Raw genomic sequence first — 21,901 nt, 5'->3', positions numbered from 1 at the left:
TTTGGCCTCACCCGGAGATCTTGATGGTGGAACTGGAGAGGGTAGGTAGTTGAAGGGTCACTTCAGTGGTGTCCCCGGGTGGTGAAGGGAACTGCATGAAGACCGGCAGCGACTGGCCCCCTTTGAGCGTGCCCAGACCCGTGGTGGTGAGCGGACGGCCTTCTGTGTCGCGCAGGACGTAGTAGCGCTTTTTCCCCTTCGAGTCGACGAGGGTGGCTCCGCCCAGGGACGGGCCGTTCTTGGTGATCTCGGTTTCGTTGCCGCTGAGAGCAGCGGGGATGAGGAGATCCTTTGCGCCGTCGTTCTTCAGGGTGCCGTTCACCGTGACGAAGCCACCGGAGTCCCGTTGCGCGGAGCTGACCTGGAGGAGCAGGCCGCCCGAGCCCTTCAGTTCGGCGAGCGGCTGGTCCGACTGACCCTCCTGGGTGCTCGGGTCGGAGCCAGATGTCCGGGAGGCGGACGCTGAGCTCTCCGGCTTCTTGTCGTCGCCACCACCTCCACCGCAACCGGCCACACCCGCGGCCAGACCAGCCGCAACGGTCAATGCGACCATCCCCCTGCGGGCTTTCGCAGTGAACCGAATGCTCATCGCTCCGCTTCCTTCGTCATTGATCGTTCGCTGGTGAGTCGGCCAGGTGGACGTCGAAGAGGTCTTCGGGCTTCGGGAGCCCTGTGCTGTCGTCCGGCTTCAGGTGCCAGACCTTGTCGTCCTTGCAGGTGAGATCGGGCAGCTCATCACCCTTGGCGCCTTCATCGGGGAGCGTGAACTTGCAGAGGGGTTGGACCTCGGCGATGGCGAAAGCTGTGGACTTGTAGTTCTCACTGCCGGGTACGACAGATCGGCCGACGCTCTCGTTCGCCTGCACGTCGACCCGGTACTTCAGCAAGCCCGACGGAGAGCAGTTGTTCAGCGAGGCGTCATTCTGTACAGCGAGTTGGCCGGCCCGTAGGCACGGACTGTCGATCGGCACCCTGCCGTGGAAGACGTTCCACCACTTCGCAGGGTCGCGCAGTACCTTGACCCACTGGTCCGTGAGTTGGTCACGCTCGTCCTGGGCCGCCGCGAGCGCTGCCGCATCCGCCGCCGTCTGAGCCCCGCTCCGGTTCACCGCCGCCTGTCCGACGGCGAGGTAGGCCAATGCAAGAAGGAGCAGGCCTGCCACCACCGTGATGTAGATGGGGAAGGCCTGCCCCGCGTCGCGATGTGGAGAAATCAGCCGCCGGTGACCTCGCTGATCTTGTTCCTGATCGCGTCGAAGATCGTCTGCCCGATGCTCGTCCCCGTGATCGCCAACACGATCGCCACCACCACAGCGATGATGCCGAGGTACTCCACCGCGGTCTGGCCCCTGTCGCTGCGAGCAACACGGGCCTGCAGGTATGCGACGGTGGTGTTGAACCAGTTGCTCATGGTGGTCCCCTCCGGGTTCGCCTCCGATCCGGAAAACGTATGTCTGGCGCCGGTGCCCGTCAGAGGGCCCCAGGGCCCAACCCCGGACCCATTCACGGCCCTTGCCGCTCGCTCGCGCCCCCACCTCAGACCACCCCCAGCCACTTCGCTGCCGCCTGTGACCGGGTGGCGGTCTGGAGTTTGGCGAAGATGCGGTTGATGTGGTTCTTGACCGTCTTCTCGGAGATGAAGCAGGCGGCGGCGATCTGCTGGTTGGTCATGCCGGACGCGATGAGGTCCATGATCTCCGCCTCCCTCGCACTCAGCCGGAAACGTGAACGGAACGACTCTCCCACAGCGGATTGCAATTGCGAAAGAGATTGGCTCCAGTTTTCCCCTAAAACGTCCGGTACTTGAGGTTCGGCGTGTGCAGGTGCACTCACCCGCAGGTCGGCCAGCAACGCCTTCGCCGCCCCCGGTGTCACATGGGGCCGGCCCTCCCTGACATCCCGCACCGCCCGCGCCAACTGCTCCGTCGTGAACTCGCCGTGCACCAGGTATCCCCCCGCCCCCAGCCGCAACGCCTCCCGCACGGTCTCCGTCTCGTGGCTGTAGGTGAGCATCATGACCGGCGCCAGCCGTACCAGGTGCGGCAATGCCGAGATTCCGTCGACTCCGGGCATCCGGACGTCGAGGAGGATCACGTCGGGGCGGTGCCGCAGCGCCGCCTCGTAGGCCTCGCGGCCGTCCGCGGCCTCCGCCACCACCGTGGTGTCCTCGCGACCCGACAGCAGGGCCGTCAGGCCCGCCCGGACCACGGGGTTGTCGTCGGCCACCAGCAGCCGCAACGGCGGGGGCGGCGGCGCGGGGGGCTCCGGCCAGGGGTGACCGTGCTGCATGGTCCGCCTCCTCTCAGGGGTTTCGGGGGGATGGGCCGGGGTTGCGCGGGGCCGGCAGCGGGAGTTCCACACGGACCTCCGTGCCCCGTTCGTGGCCGCCTCGGCCGATACGGATCCGGGCACCCGCCTGCGCGGCGCGTTCCACCATGCCGAGCAGGCCGAAGTGGCCGCGGTCGCGGAGCCGTTCGAGTGTCGTGCCGGGCGGGAGGCCCCGGCCGTCGTCGCGGATCGTGAGGCGCAGCACGTCGTCGTACACCCCCGCGTGGACGTCGACGCGGGTCGCGCCCGCGTGACGCTGGGCGTTCTCCAGCGCTTCCGTGGCGATGGAGAGGAGGTCGCGGGCCACGGGCGCGGGCAACGAGGCCAGCGTGGAATCCGGGACGTCCGGAGTCCGTGGCCGGGAACAGGTGACCCGCAGGCCCGTACGCTGGGCGAAGTCGCTGACGGATGTGGTCAGTTCGGACCAGAAGGACGTCTCCCCCGGTGCGTCCGGACGCTCTCGGCGCAGGTCCGTCAGCAGTGCCCTCGACTCCGCCGCCGCCCTGCGGGCCGAGCGGGAGACCAGTTCCGCCTGTTCCCTGATGCGGGCCGGGTCGGGGGCCTCGGCGGAGGCCGTCGTCGCCAGGCCGTCCGCCGCGAGGGCCACGCCGTAGAGGGTCTTGGCGACGGAGTCGTGCATCTCGCGGGCCAGCCGGGCGCGTTCCGCGCTCACCGCCTCCGCCGCCGCCAGACGCGCCTGGACCGTCGTCAGGGCCTGGGTCGCCGCACCGAAGCGGAGCATCAGGTTGCGCAGGGTCGAACCCATGGCACCGGCGATGACGCACAGGCCTGGCAGGAGCAACGCCTCGGCGACCGGCGCGTGGCGGTCGGCCTTCAGGGTGGCGTGGACCAGGAGCAGGATCAGGGACTGCAGGGAGGCGAAGCAGGCCGCGCCGCGCCAGCTGTAGACCAGGCCTGCCAGGAGCGGGGTGCAGACGCTGACGTAGGCCAGGGTGGTGTCCGGGCCCGCCGAGATCAGGAGGAGCGAGCCGAAGAGGGTGTCGGCGGCCAGGAGGCCGGGGTGGCGCAGGAGGAGGGGGCCGAAGCGTTCCCAGTCGCGGAAGAGGACGTAGGACACCATGAAGGTGACGACCACGGCCGCGCCGACCAGGCGGACGCCCAGGCCGGGGGCCGCGTTGAGCAGGGCGGCGGGGGCGGCCACGGCGATCATGGCCAGGCGGAAGCCGAAGACCTGCCGGCACATCGCCTGCAGTGCGCTGACCTGGATCTTCTCCGAGGGTTCAGGGGTGGCGGTGGCGGGATGCGCGGTACCGGCGGTCGGCCTCCGACGCCGTGGGAACCAGGTCCCGACCCCCTTCAGCCGGCTCAGGCGGCCCTCGAGGACCGAGGTTCGCCCACGCCCCGTCCACCCCGTCACCGTCATGTCCGCCTCACTTCCCCGTGAGGGAGCCGAAGTCCACTCCGGAGCCGAGGATCAGGCCCGCGCCCAGCAGGAGCATGGTGGCCGGGACCATGAACGTGGTGATCATCAGCGTTGCCTTGGGCACCGCGCGGGCGGCCTTACGGCGGGCGTTCTGCGCGTCGGTGCGGCGCATGTCCTTCGCCAGGGAGACCAGCGTGTCCACGATGGGCGCGCCCAGCTCCTCCCCCTGCTGCAGTGCCGTCACGAACATCGCCACCTGTTCCGAGTCGTTGCGCCGCCTCAGTTCCGCGAAGGCCTGGCGGCGGCTCATGCCGAGGTCCATCTGGCGGAGGGTGATGCGCAGTTCGTCCGCCCAGGGGCCCTCGTAGCGGGAGGCCACCCGGTCCAGGGCCTGGCGGAAGCCGAGCCCCGCGCTGACCACCACCGCCAGCACGTCCAGGAAGTCCGGCAGGGTGCGCTCGATGACGTCCTTGCGGACCCGGATCGCCGACCAGATGCCGACCTCCGTCCAGAACGCCCCGAACAGGAGCAGGAGGACGGCCACGAACCACTGGCCGCGCAGCAGGAAGACGAGGAAGCCCACGGCCCCCAGCGCGCCGTAGACCGCGCGGCGGGCCGCGTAGCGGTCGATGGTCAGGCCTCCGGGGTTGCCGGCGAGGTCGATCCTGCGGCGGTACTTCGCGACCAGGCGCGGACCCATCAGGCGCAGCACGGCGGGGGCGTAGCGCATGCCCATCCGGTCGATGACCGAGCCCACCGCGCCGGTGCGGGTGGCGCCGACCTCGAGGGCCACCGCCAGGTCACCGGGGAGTTTCGCGTCCGCGCGGTACATGCGGATGCCCGCGAAGGCGCCCCAGACGCCGAGGCCCGTCAGCAGGGCGAGCAGGAATGCGAGCACCGGGCCACCTCCCTCACACGTCGATCCGGCTCAGGCGGCGGATGAGGACGAATCCGACCGCGTACATCGCGAAGGCGATGAGCACGCAGGCCTGGCCGGCCGGTGAGCCGGTCATGCGGGCCAGCGCGCCGTCCTTCACGCCGTTCATCAGGAACAGCGCGCCCACCCCCAGGACGGGGACGGCGTACGACGTCATCGTCACCTGACTCAGCTGGGTGCGGATCTCGCGCCGGGTCTCCTTGCGTTCCTCCAGGGTCTCGGTCAGGTTCCGCAGGGCGGACACGACCTGGCCGCCGGCGCGGTTCGAGAGGACCAAGGTGGTGACCAGGACGACCAGCTCGCGGGACGGCAGGCGGTCGGCTAGTTCGCCGAGCGCGTCGTCGAGGGAGTGGCCGATGGCCAGCTGGTCGGCCACCTTGCCCAGTTCCTCGCCCGCCGGGGCCTCCAGTTCCTCCGCCGCCATGCCGATCGCGGTGCGCAGGGCCAGGCCGGCCTGGGTGGCGTTGGCCAGGATGCGGGCCAGTTCGGGGAGCTGGTTGATGAAGCGCTCGATACGTTTCTGGCGCTGCCAGTTGAGGAACTGGACCGCCGCCCAGATGCCGAGCAGGCCGGCGATCGGGCCGAAGAAGGGGGCCAGGGTGGCCTGGCCGATCAGCCAGAGCGCGGTGACCGTGGCGAGCATGCCGACGAAGAACTCGCCGGGGGTGACGTCCAGACCGGTCGCCGCCAGGCGCAGTTCCAGCCGGCGGCCGGCGCGGGTACGGCGCAGCCGCCGGTCGAGGTCGCGGAAGCGGCGCCGGCGGCCGGCCGCCGGGACCGGGCCGGTGTGGGTGAGCCGGTCCACGAGGGCGGCGCGCTGGGCGCGGCCCGAGGTGTAGGCGTGCGCGCCGGCCACCGCCAGGACGCAGGCCAGCAGCGTCACGCCGGTGGTGAGCTGGACGAGGGTGTGGAGTTCCATGGGGGCCTACCTGGCTTCTCGGGTGGCGAGCTGGTCCGCGGTGTGGGCGACTCCGAAGGCCTGCGGGACGGGCTGGCTCGCCATGTAGAGGCGGTCGGCGGTACGGCGGGGCAGCGGGAAGTACTGGAAGGCGCCGTACACGCGGCCGTCGGGGGTCATGGGCCGGGCGTCGAACCGGGCCGCGGTCGCGAGCCGGTACGGCTCCCCGCCGTGGCTGTCGAGGAGCGCGATCTCGGTGATCCGGCGGGCGCCGTCGGCGAACCGGGTGAGCTGGACGATGACGTCGACCGCGCTGTTGATCTGGTCGTGCAGCGCGACGAAGGGGACCTCGACGTCGGACATGGAGGCGAGGGTCTGGAGCCGGGTGAGCGCGTCCTCCGCGCTGTTCGCGTGGACCGTCGCGAGCGATCCGTCGTGGCCCGTCGACATCGCCTGGAGCATGTCGAGGGACTCGCCGCCGCGGACCTCGCCGACCACGATCCGGTCGGGGCGCATCCGCAGCGAGTTGCGGACCAGGTCGCGGATGGTGACCTGCCCCTTGCCCTCGACGTTCGGCGGCCGGGACTCCAGACGGACCACGTGCGTCTGCTGGAGCTGGAGTTCGGCGGAGTCCTCGATGGTGATGATGCGCTCGTGGGACGGGATGAGCCCGGAGAGGGCGTTGAGCAGGGTCGTCTTCCCGGTGCCCGTGGCCCCCGACACGATGACGTTGAACTTCGCCTGCACCAGCCCCGCCAGCAGGTACACCATGTGCTCGTCCAGCGAGCCGAAGGCGACCAGCTCCTGCAGGGTGAAGGAGCGCGGGAAGCGGCGGATGGTCAGGATCGGGCCGGTCAGCGACAGCGGCGGGATGATGACGTTGACGCGTTCGCCTGAGGGCAGGCGGGCGTCCACCATCGGGTTCGACTCGTCGACCCTGCGGTTCACCGTGGAGACGATCCGCTCGATGGTCTGCATCAGCTGGTCGGCGGAGGCGAACCGGAGCGGCAACTGCTCGACCCGGCCGCCGCGTTCCACGAAGATCGCGTCGGGGCCGTTGACCATGATCTCGGTGATCGAGGCGTCCTCCAGCAGAGGCTCCAGGATGCCGAGGCCCAGTGCCTCGTCCACGACCCGGCGGATCAGCTGCGAGCGCTCGACCGTCGACAGCACCGGTCCCTCACGGCTGATGATGTGCCCGAGCACCCGCTCCAGCCGGGCCCGGCGCTCGGCGGCGGCCAGCGAACTCATCTCCGCGAGGTCGATCTCCTCCAGCAGCTTGGCCCGGTAGGAGGCGACCAGATGCCCGTCCTCGCCCCGGCTGCCGTGCTCCTCCGGAGTGGTGATGCGTGCCCGCAGGCTCATGTCGGCGGCTCCTCGCCTAGTGGTCGAGCGGCATGGTGGCCTTCTTGCGGGCGGGGTCGAAGTGCCAGCCGGGGACGATCTGGGGGATGTCCACGGTGGCGGTGACGGTGACCGAGTCGGCGCCCTTGTCGCCGACGCACGAGACCGTGAGCGGCCCGCTGACGGCTTCCGCGCAGGCCTGTGTGTACGACTGTTCGAGCGACGCCGCCCGCGCCCCCGCCCTGGCCGCCGTACTGGCCTGCTCGGCGGCGTAGGCGATCGCCCCGATCTGGACGCCCGCCATGGCCACGATCAGGAGGACCGGGAGGAATCCCAGGTACTCGATGGCGACTTGGCCCGTGTCCCGCCGTCCCCGCCGTCCCCGCCGGTATGACATCTCAGTCCTTCACCTCTTCGACGGCACCGGCGTGGCCGGTCACGTGGGCCGGGAAGTCGATGAGGCCGGGAAAGAGGACCGGGACCCTGAGCTTCACGTCCACGGTCACATAGCCGGTCCCGTCGCACCCGCTCACCTCGGCTCCCCCTCGCCACGCCTTCGACACATGCTTCAGCGCCGCCTGCTCGCACACCTCGCTGCGCGCCCCCCGCGGCGCCGCCGTCCCCGCACGCACCCCCTCGTCCGCGGCATTCCCGGCCAGCGTGAAGGTGTACCCCACCAGTACGGCCTGCCACACGAGCACCAGGGTCAGAATGATCAGCGGTGTCATGCCCAGGAACTCGATGCTCACCTGTCCCCGGTCCCCGCCCGGCCCTCTCCTCCTCATGGAGCGCTCACTCCTTCCGCCGCCGGAATCCGACCGGGCCCCGTCCGCTGCCGCGATGCGCCCCCTCGGCCGCCTTCACCAGCCCCAGTTCCCCGGCGAGCGCCCACAGCGCCTGCTTCACCGTGCTCCTGCTGTCCAGCTCGTGCAGCCGCCCGGCGTCCACCACTCCCTGCAGCTCCTTGAAGTTGGCGGGGACGGCGGTACGCGCCAGAGCGGTCCCGGTGATGCGCTGCACCAGCGCCGGCTGGATCTCCGTGCCGCGGGTGTGCCGGTTGACGACCGCCGTGGTCTCCTCGGCCTTGCGGATCTGCAGCCGGTCCCACATCCGTACGGTCCGCTTGGCCGCCCGTACGGAGATCACGTCCGGGGTGGTCACCAGCAGTGCGGTGTCGGCCATCTCCACCGCCGCCGCACCCGCACCGCTCAACTGGGCGCCGCAGTCCACGACGACCACGTCGTAGCGGGAGCGCAGCGCGCTGACGATCTGGCGGGCGGCGCGGTCGGTGACCTCCTCGCCGCGTTCGCCCTCGGCGGGGGCGAGGAGCAGGGCGAGCCCGGTGTCGTGGCGGAAGACGGCGTCGGCGAGGACGCGGGGCGAGATGTCGGTGATGGTGGCGAGGTCGACCACGGACCGGCGGAACTGGATGTCCAGGTAGGAGGCGATGTCACCGGTCTGGAGGTCCAGGTCGACCAGGGCGGTCGCCCGCCCGGAGGCCTGCGCGGCGAGGGCCAGCTGGATGGCCGCCAGCGTCGCTCCCACGCCGCCCTTGGCGCCGCTGACCGTGACGACCGTACCGCCGACTCCGCCGAACACGTCCGCGCTGTGGCCGAGGTGGCGGCGTACCCCCGTCGACCACTGGGCGACGGCGTGGACGCGGCTGGCGAGTTCCTCGTACGACAGCGGGAGCGCGACCAGGCCGCGGGCGCCGGAGTCCATCGCGGCGGAGAACAGGCCGGGGCTCGTGTCGGTGGTGACGAGGATGACGCCGACGGCGGGGAAGCGCAGGGCGACCTCGCGGATCAGCTCCAGGGCCGGAACCGGGCCGATCCGCTCGTGGACGACCACGACCTCGGGCAGTTCGTCCACCGAGTCGGCGGCGAGCCGGGCGAGGGCGTCCACCAGCTGGGTGGAGTCGGTCACCGGTGGCTGTGGTTCGGCGTCGGGGAGCTGGCTGAGCAGGGTGGTGAGGGAGCGGACGGCATCCGGGTCCGCGCCGGCCGGGAGGATCCTGGTGGGCATGCGGGCCGCCTCTCACTTGTCCGTCGCGAGTTCGTAGGTGCGGTCCTTGTCGGGAACGCTGGTCTCGCCGCCGGGGGCCACCAGGGCGAGCCGGACGCGCTGGGCGAAGGACTCGGCGTAGGTGATGCGCTGGGCGTCGAGGGTGGACAGCGCGAAGGTGATGGGGACGGCCTCGGTGGGCTGCTGCTGGTTCTTGCCGCTGTCGGGGTCGAGGGCGGTGATCCGGCCGACGTCGAGGACGCGCGCGTTGGTCACGATGATCTTCGACTGGTCGGGGTCGCCGTCCTTCTTCCCCTCGAACGTGGCATAGACATTGACCCGCGCCCCCGGGGTGATCTTCCCGGCCACGCCGGTCGCCGCGTCGATCATGATGGCGACCTCCTGCTGTCCGGGCTGGAGGGCGGGCTGGTCGACGATCATGTCGGTCTGGAGCAGTGAGCCCGCGCGCAGGGTGGTGACGGCGATCTTGCCCTGGATCTGGTGGAGATCGGTGACGGCGTTCCCGGACAGCCAGCGCTTCGGCATCCGGGTCTTCTCGAACTGGCCGGCGTCCAAGGCGGTGTACGGCTTCACGTCGGACCGGACCCGATAGGCCGTGACCTCGGGCCCGACCTTGGAATTCACGTCGTGGACGACGGAGAGCACACCGGCGAACGCGCCGAGAGCGCACAGGACCGACAGGATCAGGAGTATCACGCCGCGGCGCTGACGGGAGTTCATGAACCGTGCAACCTCATTGGGGGAATCGGTCGAGCGGGATGTGAGTCGTGTGCGTGCGGTCAGGCGGACGTGCGCTGTTCCAGGGCGCGGGGCGCGGCGGGTTCACCGGCGGGCGGGGTGGCGGAGCAGAAGACACAGCGGTCTCCGATGACGTCCAGGCCGCACCAGTGGCAGCCGGCCTGCCGCACCGATGTGACGAGTTGATACAGAACGGACAGGTCGGCGAGGTAGCTGCAGAACTCGGTGATCCGGGCCGTCCCCCACCACGCCGTGGACTCGGCGGGCAGGGGGACCTCGCGCAGGCCGTGCACGCTCCACTGCCCGGCGAGGCCGGCGACCCAGTCGCCCTGCGTCTGCTGCCCCTTGGCGACGAGCATCCAGGTGTTGAATTCGGGCCCCTTGAGGGTGACGCCCGGTCCGACCTTGACCAGCTGCGGTTCCGGATGGGCGAGCACGGCGAACTGACTGCCGGGCATCCAGGACTTGGCGTGTGCCTTCAGCCCGACCGGGACCCGGTCCAGCTTGGCGACGGAGCCGAGGACGGCCCCCGCGTGGACGTAGTGGGTGAGCAGCCGCCCGGCGGAGGCGAGGACTCCCGGGCTCAGGTCGCAGGAGGCCAGCTGGCGCAGCTGGCGGGCGAGCACGGCGACGCCGAGGGGCGGCAGTTCGGGCCGGAAGACGGCGATGCGGTCGCTCTCCAGCAGCGAGCGCAGGGTGTGCAGACGCCGTACGACGGGTTCCGGAGTGGCGGCGGAGCAGACGACCACGACATAGCCGTACTGCTCGGTCAGGGTGTGCAGTTCGGTGAGCGCCTGCTCCAGTGGCCGCTGGTCGAGGCCGCCGAGCACGACGGCCGGCATGGTCCGTTCGTCCTGCGCCGGCAGCGCCATGTCGGCACTGGTCACGGCGATGGCAGTTGGCACGCGCAGCTCCCCGCTCTTCACACCCGCCGGCCCACCGGGGTAACTCCCGTGTGCCAGGACGACTTCACTGCGTGACTACCTGAGCACTGTATCCACGCCCGTATGGCCGGAGAACAGCGTTGGTGAAGCTCGCGTGGAACTTCCCGGTCACAACTCCCGCCAAATCCGGACAGCTTGAGCGGATACCCGGAAACAGTTTTGGTCTGAACCTCTTGACACCCAGATTGGTCTGGACCAACTTGTAGCCCAACGGTGGCCACCGCTCTTCTCCCCTCCCCGAGGCTCCCTCGCGCGCCGAACTCGTCGACTTCCCCCACCGGAGGCCCCAGTGGACCGTGCACCAGGCATACCCAGACCCCGTGGACGCCGAATCACCCTGTGGCCGGCGGCCACCGCCCTGGCCCTCGCCGTCGCGGGCCTCACCGCGGCTGCGGGCCCCGCCTCCGCGGCGGACGTCAACAACGTCAGGAACGCGGGCTTCGAGTCGGGCCTGACCCACTGGACCTGTACCGCGGGCAGCGGTACGACGGTCTCCTCGCCGGTCCACTCCGGCTCGTCGGCACTGAAGGCGACCCCGGCGGGCCAGGACGACGCCCAGTGCACCCAGACGGTCCCGGTCAAGCCCGGCTCGACGTACACACTGAGCGGGTGGGTGCAGGGCGGCTACTCCTACCTGGGCGTGACGGGTACGGGCACGACGGACGTGTCCACGTGGACCCCGGACAGCTCCGCCTGGAAACAGCTGTCGACCACGTTCACGACGGGCGCGTCGACGACGTCGGTCACGGTCTACACCCACGGCTGGTACGGCCAGGCGGCCTACTACGCCGACGACGTCTCGGTCTACGGCCCCGACGGCGGCGCGGGAGGCGACCCCGGCCCGACGGTCCCGTCCACGCCGTCCGGACTCTCGGTCTCGGGTACGACGTCGTCCTCGGTCTCCCTGTCCTGGTCCCCGGTGTCCGGCGCGACGGGCTACAACGTCTACCGCGACGGCACGAAGGCGACGGCGGTGTCCGGCACTTCGGCGACGGTGACCGGACTGACCGCCGCCACGTCGTACGCCTTCCAGGTGACGGCGGTGAACGCGGCGGGCGAGTCGGCGAAGTCGACGCCGGTGACGGCCACGACGGCGTCTTCCGGCACGGGCGGGGGCGGAACCGGCGGGGCCCTGCCCAAGCACGCGGTGACGGGCTACTGGCAGAACTTCAACAACGGCGCGACGGTGCAGAAGCTGTCGGGTGTCCCGTCGTCGTACGACATCATCGCGGTGGCCTTCGCGGACGCCACGTCGACGCCGGGTGCCGTGACCTTCAATCTGGACTCGTCCGGCCTGGGCGGCTACACGGTCGACCAGTTCAAGGCGGACATCAAGGCCAAGCAGGCGGCCGGCAAGAAGGTCGTCGTCTCGATCGGCGGCCAGAACGGCACGGTGTCGGTGAGCGACTCGGCATCGGCGACGAACTTCGCGAACTCGGTGTACTCGCTGATGCAGACGTATGGATTCGACGGCGTGGACATCGACCTGGAGAACGGCCTGAACGCCACGTACATGACCCAGGCGCTCCGGTCCCTGTCGTCGAAGGCGGGCCCGTCCCTGATCATCACGATGGCCCCGCAGACGATCGACATGCAGTCGACATCGAACGCCTACTTCCAGACGGCGCTGAACATCAAGGACATCCTCACCGTCGTCAACATGCAGTACTACAACAGCGGTTCGATGCTGGGCTGCGACGGCAAGGTCTACAGCCAGGGGTCGGTCGACTTCCTGACCGCCCTGGCCTGCATCCAGCTGCAAGGCGGCCTCGCCCCGTCCCAGGTCGGCCTCGGTCTTCCGGCCTCGACGAGCGCGGCGGGCAGCGGCTACGTCTCACCGACGGTCGTGAACAACGCCCTGGACTGCCTGACGGCAGGCACCGGCTGCGGCACCTTCAAGCCGTCCAGGACCTACCCCGACCTGCGCGGCGCGATGACCTGGTCCACGAACTGGGACGCGTCGGCGGGGAACGCGTGGTCGAGCGCGGTGGGGGCGCACGTGCACGCGCTGCCGTGAGGTGAGGTCCGGCCGGCCACGACGCCCGGGCTTCCGGCCCGGGCGTCGTCGTTCCGCACCCAGAGTCTGCTGCCGCCCACTCGGCGTCGAACGGCTCCGGATGCGTTACGGCTGGTCCGTGCGGGCCGTCCCCAGTTCTTCGCGCAGCGTTCGCTGGACGTAGGCCATGGCCTCCTGGGCGGCCGGATCGGCGAAGCGGCCGGCCAACTCCTCAGGTGCGACGTCCTCCACCCGTTCGTGCAACCACCACAGGTGTCCCTGGGGGTCGCGGACACGGGCCACCCGCTCACCGAAGGCGAGCAGGGTCGGACGGGTCACCACCCGGGCGCCGGCCGCGCCGGCCTGCTCCACGGCCGCACGGACGTCATCGACATAGACGCGCAGGTGCGCCGGCGTCGACGGCCAGCCCGGCTTGGCGTCGAAGAGCATGAGGACGCTCTCGCCGATCTCGACCTCGACGTGACCGATGTCGCCGTCGGGATCGAGCATCCGGGAGCCCGGGGTCTCGACCGCTCCGAACGCCGACTTCAGGAAGTGCACTTCCGCTTCGGTGTCCCGGCTGATCACCCAGGCGTTGACTCGTGCGTACCGTGGCGGGACCTGAACCCGTGGCTGGGATGTCATGCGCGGGATCATGCCAGCGGCCCTGCTCGCCCGCCAGGGACCGTTCGCCGGTTGCGAGCCGTGGCCGTCCCCACCCCCTGGGCCCCCGTCCGCTCCGGCTCCGGCCGGTGTGCGCCGGACGACCGGAGACGACGGAACGGGCGGGCGGGGCGACGGCGGGTCAGCCGGCGTCCTCGAAGTACGCGTCGAGCACCGCGTCCAGTTGCTCGTCCCACTCCTTGAAGCGGGACTTCGACGTGGCCTCGATCTCGATCGGGTACCAGCGGCGGTCCGGGGTGTGCACGGTGATCGTGTAGCGCTTGCCGAAGCGGGGGGACTCCGTCTCGACCGCCGCGATCTCGTCCCAGCGGAACTCGCAGGACTCCTCGTCCAGGCGGAGGCGGACGCCCTTGCGGTCGGCCACGATCTTCGCGCGGCGGTCGGACGCCTCGAAGACCGGGCCGCCGGCCGTGGTCGCGTCGTCCGTGGTCTCGTCGGTCTCCGAGGTCTCCTCGGGCGCCTTCGAGTCCTCCGGCTCCGCCGACTCCACCGGCTCCGCCGACGCCTCCGCGGCCTGTGGCTCCGGCTCGTCGGGCTTCGCCGGTGCCGGGGCCGTGATACCGGGGATGAACGCCGGGTCGAAACCGGCGCCCGTCACGGGCTCGGCCTTCAACGGCTCGGCCTTGGACGGCTTGCTGCTCGCTCCTATGCGCTGCTCCACGGCGGCAGTATGGACGACTTCCCTGTGCCGGAACCAGTCAGCCCGCCCATCCCCGGGTTCCCTCACGTCACACTCACACGAACACACTCACCGCCGCCGCCACCGCGAATCCCGCCACCGACAGCACCGATTCCAGGACCGTCCACGTCCGCAGGGTGTCGCGTTCGCTGATGCCGAAGTACTTGGCCACCATCCAGAAGCCGCCGTCGTTGACGTGCGAGGCGAAGATCGAGCCTGCGGACACGGCCATGATGACCAGGGCCACGAAGGGCTGGGAGTGGTGGCCCTCCGCCAGCAGGGGGGCCACGATGCCCGCCGTCGTCACGATCGCGACCGTCGCCGAGCCCTGGGCCACCCGCAGGACCAGCGAGATCAGGTACGACAGCGCGATCACCGGCAGACCCACGCCGTGGAAGGTGTCCGACAGCGCTTGCGCCACCCCGCTCGCCTTCAGCACGGCGCCGAAGATCCCGCCCGCGCCGACCACCAGCAGGATGTTGCCGACGGGCTTGAGCGAGGACGTCGAGACCGTCCCCAGGGACTCGCGGGACCAGCCCCGGCGGATTCCCAGGAGGTAGGAGGCGAGGAGGAGGGCCAGGGTCAGGGCCACGAACGGGTTGCCGAAGAACTCCAGGACCGAGCGGGCGGGGGACGGGTCCAGGGCGATCGAGGAGAAGGTGGCCGCGAGGATGAGGATCAGGGGTGTGCCGATGACGGCCAGGACCGTGGCGAGCGGTACCGGGTGCTCCCGGGGTGCCACACCCTGGGCCCGCTGCTCCGCCACGACCGCCCGCCTCGCCTCCTCCGCCGCGTCGGCCATGTCCTGCGGTACGGCGACGAAGATCCGCCGTCCGATCCAGGCGGAGAACGCCCAGGCGGCCAGTACGGCCGGGACGCCGCAGACGATGCCCATCAGGACGACCCAGCCGAGCTGGACGTGCAGCAGGCCCGCGGCGGCGACCGGGCCGGGGTGCGGGGGCAGGAAGGCGTGGGTCATGGAGAGGCCGGCGAGCAGCGGGAGGCAGTGGAGGAGGATCGACTTGCCGTCGCGCCTGGCGGCCGCGTAGACGAGCGGCGCCAGGACGAAGATGCCCACGTCGAAGAAGACCGGGATGCCGAAGATCAGGCCGGTCAAGCCCATGGCGAGGGGGGCGCGCCGCTCGCCGAACAGGCCGAGGAGGCGGGCGGCCAGTACCTCGGCTCCGCCGCTGACCTCCAGGATCGCGCCGAGCATCGTACCGAGGCCGATGATGATCGCGACGTGGCCGAGGATGCCGCCCATGCCCGACTCGATGGTGGAGACGGCGTCGGAGCGCTGGACGGTGCCGAAGAGTTCGGTGACCGGCAGTCCGGCGAGCAGGCCCACGGCCGTGGAGACGGCGAGGAGCGCCACGAAGGGCTGCAGCCGGACCTTGGTGATCAGGAACAGCAACAGGGCTATGCCGAGGGCCGCGACCGCGAGCAGACCGGGGGTGCCGGGCACGAGGAGGAGCAGGCCTCCGGTGTGGGGTGGCGGGGCGGTGGGGGCGGTCGCGGCGAGCTGGGCGGGAGGAAAGGACATACGGGGGTCCTCTACGTAGGTTCATGGTGCTTTCGGGCAGGGGGGATCGCGGTACGGCGGCCCGGGGGTGGGGGTCGCCGTACCGTCGGCGGAGGGGCGGGGGTGCGGGAGGTGAGGGCTCGTCAGTGGCTCAGCCGAGGACGGCGAGCGCGTCGACCTCGATGAGGAGGCCGGCCGGGAGGCCGACGTAGACCGTGGTGCGGGCGGCGGGCGGCTGGGTGAGGCCCTGCTCCTCGAAGTAGGTGTTGTAGATGTCGTTCATCTCGGCGAAGTGGTCCACGTCCGTCAGATAGACGCGGATCATCATCACGTCGTCCCAGCTCGCGCCGCCCTCTTCGAGGATCGCCTTGACGTTGGCGAGGGTCTGGAGGGTCTGCTCGCGCAGGGAGGGGCCGGCGGGCGTCGGGGGCCGGCCGTCCTCGGCGGGCAGGAAGCCGACCTGACCGGCGACCTGGAGGATGTTGCCCTTCTTCACGCCGTGCGAGAACCTCGCAGGCGGCGTGGTGTGCGTCTTCGGGGTGAGCGCGGTCTTCTCGGTCATGCGGAGTCCTTTGCGGGTCCTACGCGGGATCCTTCGGGGGGTCCGGCACGGGCGTTCGTCCGGAGTACTCGCCGCTGATCGCGTCCGCGGTACGGCGGACCTGCGGGAGCAGGGTGAGGAGTTCCTCGGCGGTGACGACCACGTTCGGCGCGGACACCGACATGGCGGCGACCACCCGGCCGTCGGCGCCGCGGATCGGGGCGGCGACGCAGTTGATGGACTCCTCGTGGCCACCGAGGTCGGTGGCCCAGCCCTGTTCGCGCACGGTGGCCAGCTCCTTGAGGAAGGCCTCGGCGTTCGGGGTCGAACGGGGCGTGTACAGGGGGTAGTCGAGCCGGTCCGCGACGGCGCGGCGCTCGGCCTCGGGAAGGTCGGCGAGGAGGAGTTTCGCGACGGCCGCGACCGTGATGGCGACGGGCCTGCCGATCCGCGAGTACATGCGGACGGGGTAGCGGCTCTCCACCTTGTCGATGTAGAGCACCTCGCCCTCCTCGTACACGGCGAGGTGCACGGTGTGACCGCAGGTCTCGTTGAGCCGTGCGAGGTGGGGGTGGGCGATCTCGCGGATGTCGAGGTTCTCCATCGCCTCCTGGGCGAGGGCGAAGAGGCGGGCGCCGAGGCGGTAGCGCTGGTCGGACTGGCGGTAGACCAGGCCGTGTTCGTGCAGGGTGCGCAGGAGGCGCAGTGCCGTGGACTTGTGCACGCCGAGGCGGTCGGCGACCTGGCCGAGGTCGGCGGGGCCTTCCGCGAGCAGGGGCAGGATGCTCAGGGCGCGGTCGACGGTCTGGCTCATGGGGTGTTCGCCTCCTCCTCGTCCCACTCGGCCTGCGTCCAGCCGGGGGCGAGTCGCAGTCTCCCCCATGCGGTGTCGTCCAGGGCGGTCAGGCGGTCGGCGTGGTCCCGGGTGGGTGGGGTGGCCAGGTCGGCGGGGGTGGTGAGGGTCGCGGCGGCGAAGAGGTGGCCGTACCTCAGCCGCGTCTTGAGGGGCAGGCAGCGCAGGGTTCCGGAGAGGAAGCCCGCGGCGAAGGCGTCGCCCGCGCCGACGTGGGCGACGACGTCGACCTTCGGGGCGCGGGCGAACGTCGCGGTGCCGTCGGCGTCCTCCATGCCGCCGCCGTTCTTGTCGAAGGCGGTTGCTCCGCCCCCGCCCTGCTTGACGACGACGGTCGCCGGTCCGGGCAGCGCTCCCAGGATGGACCGTCCGCCGTGCAGTCCCCAGGCGTCCCGTGCCTCGTCGTCCCCCACGAAGACGATGTCCGCGCGGCGCGCGAGTTCGAGCAGTACGCGCGGTCCCTCGGCGTCGCGCCACAACGCGGGCCGGTAGTTGACGTCGAAGGAGACCAACGGGCGGCACGGGCCCGGCGCGGTCAGTTCGTACATCAGCCGGAGGCACTCCTGCGACAGCGCGGCCGTGATGCCGGACAGGTGCAGGACCCGGCCGGCGCGTACCGCCGTCCGGTCCACGTTGTCCACGGACATCGCCGAGGCCGCCGAACCCGCCCGGTAGTACGCGACCTCGTGTGCGCCCGTGCCCCGGTCACCGGCCGTGCGGAAGTACACACCGGTCGGGCGGGCCGGGTCCCGGCGCACGGACGAGACGTCGACGCCGTACCCGGCGATCCGCTCCACCAGGTGGTCACCGAAGCCGTCGGTGCCGACCCGGCCGACCCAGCGGGCGCTGTGACCGGCGGCGGCCAGCACGCAGGCCACGTTGGACTCGGCGCCGCCGATCGCCCGGTCGAAGGAGGGCACGTCCGCGAGGCGGCCCGGCCCGCCGGGCAGGAAGGTGACCATGGACTCGCCGAGCGCCACGACGTCCACGGTCTCCACAAGACCCACGCGGTCGTGCGCAACGGACGAGACGTAAGCAGCGTCGTTGATGATGACTCCTGTCCGATGGCCGGGTAGCGCCTCCGTTGACCCGGTGTCGGCGAGATGCTAGACACCAGTTGGCAACACATGCAATGACCGTTGCAGAGAGTGCAACGGTCGAGAGAGGGGCTCCATGAGCACCGAAGCGCTCGCCCGGTTGGCCGAGGACCGCGTCGACCACCGCTTCAAGGGCCTCCCGCCGGACGCCGACGGCCTCACCGTCGGCGAGCTGGCCGCCCAGCGCCGCAACCTCTTCACGGACGGCTTCCCCACCCCCGTCCTCGTCCTCTCCGCCGAGCGGCTCGCGCACAACCTGGAGCTCATGCAGACGTACACCGCCCGGCACGGCCTCGCCTTCGCCCCGCACGGCAAGACCTCCATGGCCCCGCAGCTCTTCCACCGCCAGATCGAGCACGGCGCCTGGGGCATCACGCTCGCGATGCCCCATCAGGTCCGCGTCGCCCGGGAGTTCGGCATCCAGCGGGTCTTCCTCGCCAACGAGCTGGTGGACGCCCCGGCTCTTCGGTGGATCGCCGCGGAACTCGCCGCCGACCCCGGCTTCCGGTTCGTCTGCTACGTCGACTCCGTGCGCGGCGTCGAGCTGATGGACACCGCCCTGCGCGACCACGGCGGCGCCCGCCCCGTGGACGTCGTGGTCGAGCTGGGCGCGGGCGACGGGGCCCGGACCGGTGTGCGCGCGGAGGCGGAGGCACGGGCCGTCGCCGCCGCGGTGGCCGGGACCCGGACGCTGCGGCTCGTGGGCGTCGCGGGGTACGAGGGCGAGGTGCCGCGGGCGGACACCGAGCGCGTGCGGGCGTATCTGCGGCGGCTGGTGGCGCTCGCCGTGGAGCTCGACAAGGGCGGACGGTTCGGGACGGCCGAGGAGATCATCGTCAGCGCGGGCGGCAGCGCCTGGTTCGACGCGGTGTCCGACGTCCTCGCCGAGCTCCCCGAGCTGTCCGCGCCGGTGCTGAAGCTGCTGCGTTCGGGGGCGTACGTCTCGCACGACGACGGGCACTACCGCAGGCTCACCCCCTTCACCCGCGTGCCCGGGGAAGGCGCCCTGGAGCCCGCCTTCCGGCTGTGGGCGCAGGTCGTCTCCCGGCCCGCCCCCGAGCAGGCCTTCGCCAACGCGGGCAAGCGCGACGCCGCCCACGACCTGGACCTGGCCACCGCGCAGGTGGTGCGCCGGAACGGTGTCGAGCGACCGGCCGCCGGCATCGCCGTGACCGGCCTGTCCGACCAGCACACCTGGCTGCGCACGGAACCGGGCGCGGACATCGAGGTCGGCGACTGGATCGGCCTCGGTCTGTCCCACCCGTGCACGTCCTTCGACAAGTGGCAGCTGATCCCGGTGGCCGAGGCGGACGGGACGGTCGTCGACTACGTCCGTACGTTCTTCTAGGAGACGTTCTTCTAGGAGATGCTCTTCTGGGAGCCGGTGAGAGGCGGGACATGGAGGACCTGGTCATCCGGGACGCCGACGTCGTCGACGGCAGCGGCGAGGCGTCGTACCGGGCCGATGTGGTGATCGACGGCGGCCGGATCGTCTCGATCGTCAAGGAGGCCGCCGCGGCCGGCTGCCAGCGCCCGCGCGCCATGCGGGAGCTGGACGCGGAGGGCCTGGTCCTCTCCCCCGGCTTCATCGACATGCACGCCCACTCCGACCTCGACCTGCTGCGCGACCCCGACCACGGCGCGAAGGCGGCGCAGGGGGTCACGCTGGAGGTCATCGGCCAGGACGGGCTGTCGTACGCGCCGGTGGACGACCGCACCCTGGAGGAGGTGCGGCGGGCGATCACCGGGTGGAACGGGTACGGCGAGGACCTCGACTTCGACTGGCGGTCGGTGGGTGAGTACCTCGACCGGCTGGATCGCGGAATCGCCGTGAACGCCGCCTATCTCGTCCCCCAGGGCACCGTCCGCGCCCTCGTCGTCGGCTGGGAGGACCGCGCGGCCACCCCCGAAGAGCTGGACCGGATGCGGCAGCTGGTCGCGGAGGGGATGGAGCAGGGCGCGGTCGGGCTGTCGTCCGGGCTGACGTACACGCCCGGCATGTACGCCCCGGACACCGAACTCACCGAACTGTGCCGGGTGGTGGCGTCGTACGGCGGCTACTACTGCCCGCACCACCGCTCCTACGGCGCCGGCGCCCTGGAGGCGTACGCCGAGATGGTCGCCCTCGCCCGGGAGGCCGGCTGTCCGCTGCACCTGGCCCACGCCACGATGAACTTCGGCGTGAACGAGGGCCGGGCGCCCCAGCTGCTGGCCCTGCTGGACCGGGCCCTGGAGGCGGGCGCGGACATCACCCTCGACACCTACCCCTACACGCCCGGCTGCACCACCCTGGCCGCGCTGCTGCCGAGCTGGGCGGGCGAGGGCGGCCCGGAGGACGTCATGGCGCGGCTCAGCGACCCGGCGACGGCCGCGCGGATCCGGCACGACCTGGAGGTGACCGGCTCGGACGGCTGCCACGGCGTGCCCGTGGAGTGGGAGACCGTCGAGATCTCCGGGGTCACCGATCCGGCGCTCGGCGACCTCGTGGGCCGTACCGTCCGGGAGGCGGCCGAGCTGCGCGGCGAAGCCCCGTGGGACACGGCCCGCCGCCTCCTGCTCGGGGACCGGCTCGGTACGACGATCCTCCAGCACGTCGGCCACGAGGAGAACGTCCGCGCGATCATGCGGCACCGCACGCACACGGGCGGCTCCGACGGCATCCTGCGCGGCGACAAGCCGCACCCGCGCGCCTACGGCACCTTCCCGCGCTATCTCGGCCACTACGTACGGGAGTTGGGGATCCTCTCCCCGGAGGAGTGCGTCGCCCACCTCACGTCCCGGCCCGCGGCCCGGCTGCGACTGCCGGACCGGGGGCTGGTGCGCGAGGGGTACCGGGCCGACCTGGTGCTGTTCGACCCGGAGACGGTGGCGCCCGGAGCGACCTTCGCCGAGCCCCGCACGCCTCCCACGGGGATCCCGCACGTCCTGGTCGACGGCCGGTTCGCCATCGAGGACGGGAAGCGGACGGACGTGCTCGCGGGCCGGTCCGTCCGCCGTACCGCGGTGTGACGGCCCCTACGGCTTGGGCAGGGTGCAGCCGGCCGCGCTGAGGTCGAGCTTGTTCCCGGTGGTGAAGCAGGCCGGGATGTTGTACGTCTCCTCGGCGTAGTTGATGCCCTGGCGGACGGTGACGTTGCCGCTCTCGTCGACCTCGCAGGGGTTGTTCTCGGTGCAGCGCTCACCGTCCTCGTTGCCGGTGTTGTTGACCGCGACGACCTTGCCGGTGGCGGTGTCGATCACCGGGGAGCCCGAGGTGCCGCCGATGGTGTTGCAGGAGGAGGTGTAACGGAGCGAGTCCTTCCAGGTCCAGTCGCCCTCCTTCAGCCGGTACACGAACCCGTCGACGTTGCAGCTGTAGGTGCGCTTCCAGTAGCCGGAGACGACCTTGATGGCGGTACCGGCGGTGGGGTGCGTGTCCTGCAGGGTGAGCGGGGAGATGCCGTAGGAGTTCTTGATCGCCGCGTACGTCGTGGTGGTGCGGTAGATCGTGACGTCCGTGTCCGTCATGGTCGAGTAGACGACCTGGTTGGCGCGGAGGGTGGCGACCTTGCTGCCGTTGGCGTTGAGCAGGCCGAAGGAACGGCTGGAGGACTGGCCGGTGATGACCTCACCGGGCTCGGGGAAGCCGGTCTCCAGGCAGTGGCCGTTGGTCAGCACGAGCGCCGGGTCGGTGTCCGCGGAGTTGGGGAAGCGGACGACCGAGCCGGAGCAGTTGCTGAGCGAGACGGTGCCGGCGAAGTTGACGGTCACCGCGGGCTTGGCGGTGGTGTGCGGGGCGGCGACCGCGGGGGCGGCGCCCAGCCCGGCCAGGGCCACGGAGGAGAGTGCGGCAAGGAGAGGCTTGTTCATGTGGGGGTCCCCTCTGACGACTTGGGCGGCCGGACATCTTCCGGCCGCCCTTCATTTGTCATGCGCATTCTCAGTGCTGGGG

General features: G+C 71.1%; 23 protein-coding genes. 3 read left to right on the top strand and 20 right to left on the bottom strand.

The genetic code is table 11. The annotated features are described in order from the left end of the window. Positions 1–7: 7 nt before the first annotated feature. The 13 genes from ACWC94_RS24965 to ACWC94_RS24905 all read right to left on the bottom strand — a co-directional run bounded on the left by ACWC94_RS24965 (position 8) and on the right by ACWC94_RS24905 (position 10,580). Positions 8–589, bottom strand: coding sequence for a hypothetical protein (locus tag ACWC94_RS24965; RefSeq protein ID WP_450799139.1), 582 nt, complete (start codon positions 587–589; stop codon positions 8–10). Between the two features lie 16 nt (positions 590–605). Then, on the bottom strand, positions 606–1,214 hold the full coding sequence (locus ACWC94_RS24960; RefSeq protein ID WP_450799183.1) for a pilus assembly protein TadG-related protein: 609 nt from the start codon (positions 1,212–1,214) through the stop codon (positions 606–608). After that, a complete protein-coding gene (locus ACWC94_RS24955; protein ID WP_363217471.1) occupies positions 1,214–1,411 on the bottom strand; it encodes a Flp family type IVb pilin in 198 nt (65 codons plus the stop codon). The genes ACWC94_RS24960 and ACWC94_RS24955 overlap by 1 nt, the downstream gene beginning before the upstream one ends. 125 nt (positions 1,412–1,536) lie before the next feature. Continuing rightward, entirely contained in the window at positions 1,537–2,289 is a 753-nt protein-coding gene (locus tag ACWC94_RS24950) for a response regulator (RefSeq protein ID WP_450799138.1), read from the bottom strand. 13 nt (positions 2,290–2,302) lie between these two features. Beyond that, entirely contained in the window at positions 2,303–3,712 is a 1,410-nt protein-coding gene (locus ACWC94_RS24945) for a sensor histidine kinase (protein WP_450799137.1), read from the bottom strand. A gap of 7 nt (positions 3,713–3,719) precedes the next feature. Continuing rightward, entirely contained in the window at positions 3,720–4,610 is an 891-nt protein-coding gene (locus ACWC94_RS24940) for a DUF5936 domain-containing protein (protein WP_450799136.1), read from the bottom strand. A gap of 13 nt (positions 4,611–4,623) precedes the next feature. Next, positions 4,624–5,568: a type II secretion system F family protein gene (locus tag ACWC94_RS24935; RefSeq protein ID WP_450799134.1), complete on the bottom strand. Its 945-nt coding sequence runs from the start codon at positions 5,566–5,568 to the stop codon at positions 4,624–4,626. 6 nt (positions 5,569–5,574) lie between these two features. After that, positions 5,575–6,912: a CpaF family protein gene (locus ACWC94_RS24930; RefSeq protein WP_450799133.1), complete on the bottom strand. Its 1,338-nt coding sequence runs from the start codon at positions 6,910–6,912 to the stop codon at positions 5,575–5,577. A gap of 16 nt (positions 6,913–6,928) precedes the next feature. Next, entirely contained in the window at positions 6,929–7,288 is a 360-nt protein-coding gene (locus tag ACWC94_RS24925; RefSeq protein WP_450799132.1) for a TadE/TadG family type IV pilus assembly protein, read from the bottom strand. Between the two features lies 1 nt (position 7,289). After that, complete coding sequence (locus ACWC94_RS24920; RefSeq protein ID WP_450799131.1) at positions 7,290–7,676, bottom strand: TadE/TadG family type IV pilus assembly protein; 387 nt, start codon at positions 7,674–7,676, stop codon at positions 7,290–7,292. A gap of 7 nt (positions 7,677–7,683) precedes the next feature. Continuing rightward, positions 7,684–8,916, bottom strand: a complete 1,233-nt coding sequence (locus ACWC94_RS24915) for an AAA family ATPase (RefSeq protein ID WP_450799130.1) — start codon at positions 8,914–8,916, stop codon at positions 7,684–7,686. Between the two features lie 12 nt (positions 8,917–8,928). Continuing rightward, a complete protein-coding gene (gene cpaB / locus ACWC94_RS24910) occupies positions 8,929–9,636 on the bottom strand; it encodes a Flp pilus assembly protein CpaB (RefSeq protein ID WP_450799129.1) in 708 nt (235 codons plus the stop codon). A 59-nt stretch (positions 9,637–9,695) separates the two neighbouring features. Beyond that, on the bottom strand, positions 9,696–10,580 hold the full coding sequence (locus ACWC94_RS24905) for a hypothetical protein (protein ID WP_450799128.1): 885 nt from the start codon (positions 10,578–10,580) through the stop codon (positions 9,696–9,698). A 307-nt stretch (positions 10,581–10,887) separates the two neighbouring features. Between ACWC94_RS24905 and ACWC94_RS24900 the strand changes: the two genes are divergently transcribed. Then, complete coding sequence (locus tag ACWC94_RS24900) at positions 10,888–12,615, top strand: chitinase (RefSeq protein ID WP_450799127.1); 1,728 nt, start codon at positions 10,888–10,890, stop codon at positions 12,613–12,615. Positions 12,616–12,720: 105 nt separating this feature from the next. Here ACWC94_RS24900 and ACWC94_RS24895 read toward each other — a convergent pair whose 3' ends face one another. The 6 genes from ACWC94_RS24895 to ACWC94_RS24870 form a co-directional block, all read right to left on the bottom strand. Beyond that, positions 12,721–13,239, bottom strand: a complete 519-nt coding sequence (locus tag ACWC94_RS24895) for a VOC family protein (RefSeq protein WP_450799126.1) — start codon at positions 13,237–13,239, stop codon at positions 12,721–12,723. A gap of 160 nt (positions 13,240–13,399) precedes the next feature. Continuing rightward, positions 13,400–13,939, bottom strand: coding sequence for a hypothetical protein (locus tag ACWC94_RS24890; RefSeq protein WP_450799125.1), 540 nt, complete (start codon positions 13,937–13,939; stop codon positions 13,400–13,402). 73 nt (positions 13,940–14,012) lie between these two features. Beyond that, on the bottom strand, positions 14,013–15,500 hold the full coding sequence (locus tag ACWC94_RS24885) for a GntP family permease (protein WP_450799124.1): 1,488 nt from the start codon (positions 15,498–15,500) through the stop codon (positions 14,013–14,015). Positions 15,501–15,630: 130 nt separating this feature from the next. Further along, a complete protein-coding gene (locus tag ACWC94_RS24880; RefSeq protein ID WP_450799123.1) occupies positions 15,631–16,041 on the bottom strand; it encodes a RidA family protein in 411 nt (136 codons plus the stop codon). A 19-nt stretch (positions 16,042–16,060) separates the two neighbouring features. After that, positions 16,061–16,834: an IclR family transcriptional regulator gene (locus ACWC94_RS24875; RefSeq protein ID WP_450799122.1), complete on the bottom strand. Its 774-nt coding sequence runs from the start codon at positions 16,832–16,834 to the stop codon at positions 16,061–16,063. Continuing rightward, complete coding sequence (locus ACWC94_RS24870; protein WP_450799121.1) at positions 16,831–17,880, bottom strand: sugar kinase; 1,050 nt, start codon at positions 17,878–17,880, stop codon at positions 16,831–16,833. The genes ACWC94_RS24875 and ACWC94_RS24870 overlap by 4 nt, the downstream gene beginning before the upstream one ends. Positions 17,881–18,046: 166 nt before the next feature. On the opposite strand from ACWC94_RS24870, the gene ACWC94_RS24865 reads away from it, so the two are divergent. Further along, a complete protein-coding gene (locus ACWC94_RS24865) occupies positions 18,047–19,318 on the top strand; it encodes an amino acid deaminase (protein WP_450799120.1) in 1,272 nt (423 codons plus the stop codon). A 50-nt stretch (positions 19,319–19,368) separates the two neighbouring features. After that, positions 19,369–20,979 carry an N-acyl-D-amino-acid deacylase family protein gene (locus ACWC94_RS24860; protein WP_450799119.1) on the top strand — a complete coding sequence of 537 codons (1,611 nt, stop codon included), beginning with the start codon at positions 19,369–19,371 and terminating at the stop codon, positions 20,977–20,979. A gap of 6 nt (positions 20,980–20,985) precedes the next feature. On the opposite strand, the gene ACWC94_RS24855 is transcribed toward ACWC94_RS24860, so the two are convergent. Beyond that, a complete protein-coding gene (locus ACWC94_RS24855; RefSeq protein ID WP_450799118.1) occupies positions 20,986–21,819 on the bottom strand; it encodes a S1 family peptidase in 834 nt (277 codons plus the stop codon). Positions 21,820–21,901: the final 82 nt, after the last annotated feature.

This window comes from Streptomyces sp. NPDC001135 (assembly GCF_053598395.1).
Note: the sequence above shows the minus strand (reverse complement) of the source record. Positions and strands in the feature narration are given on the sequence as shown.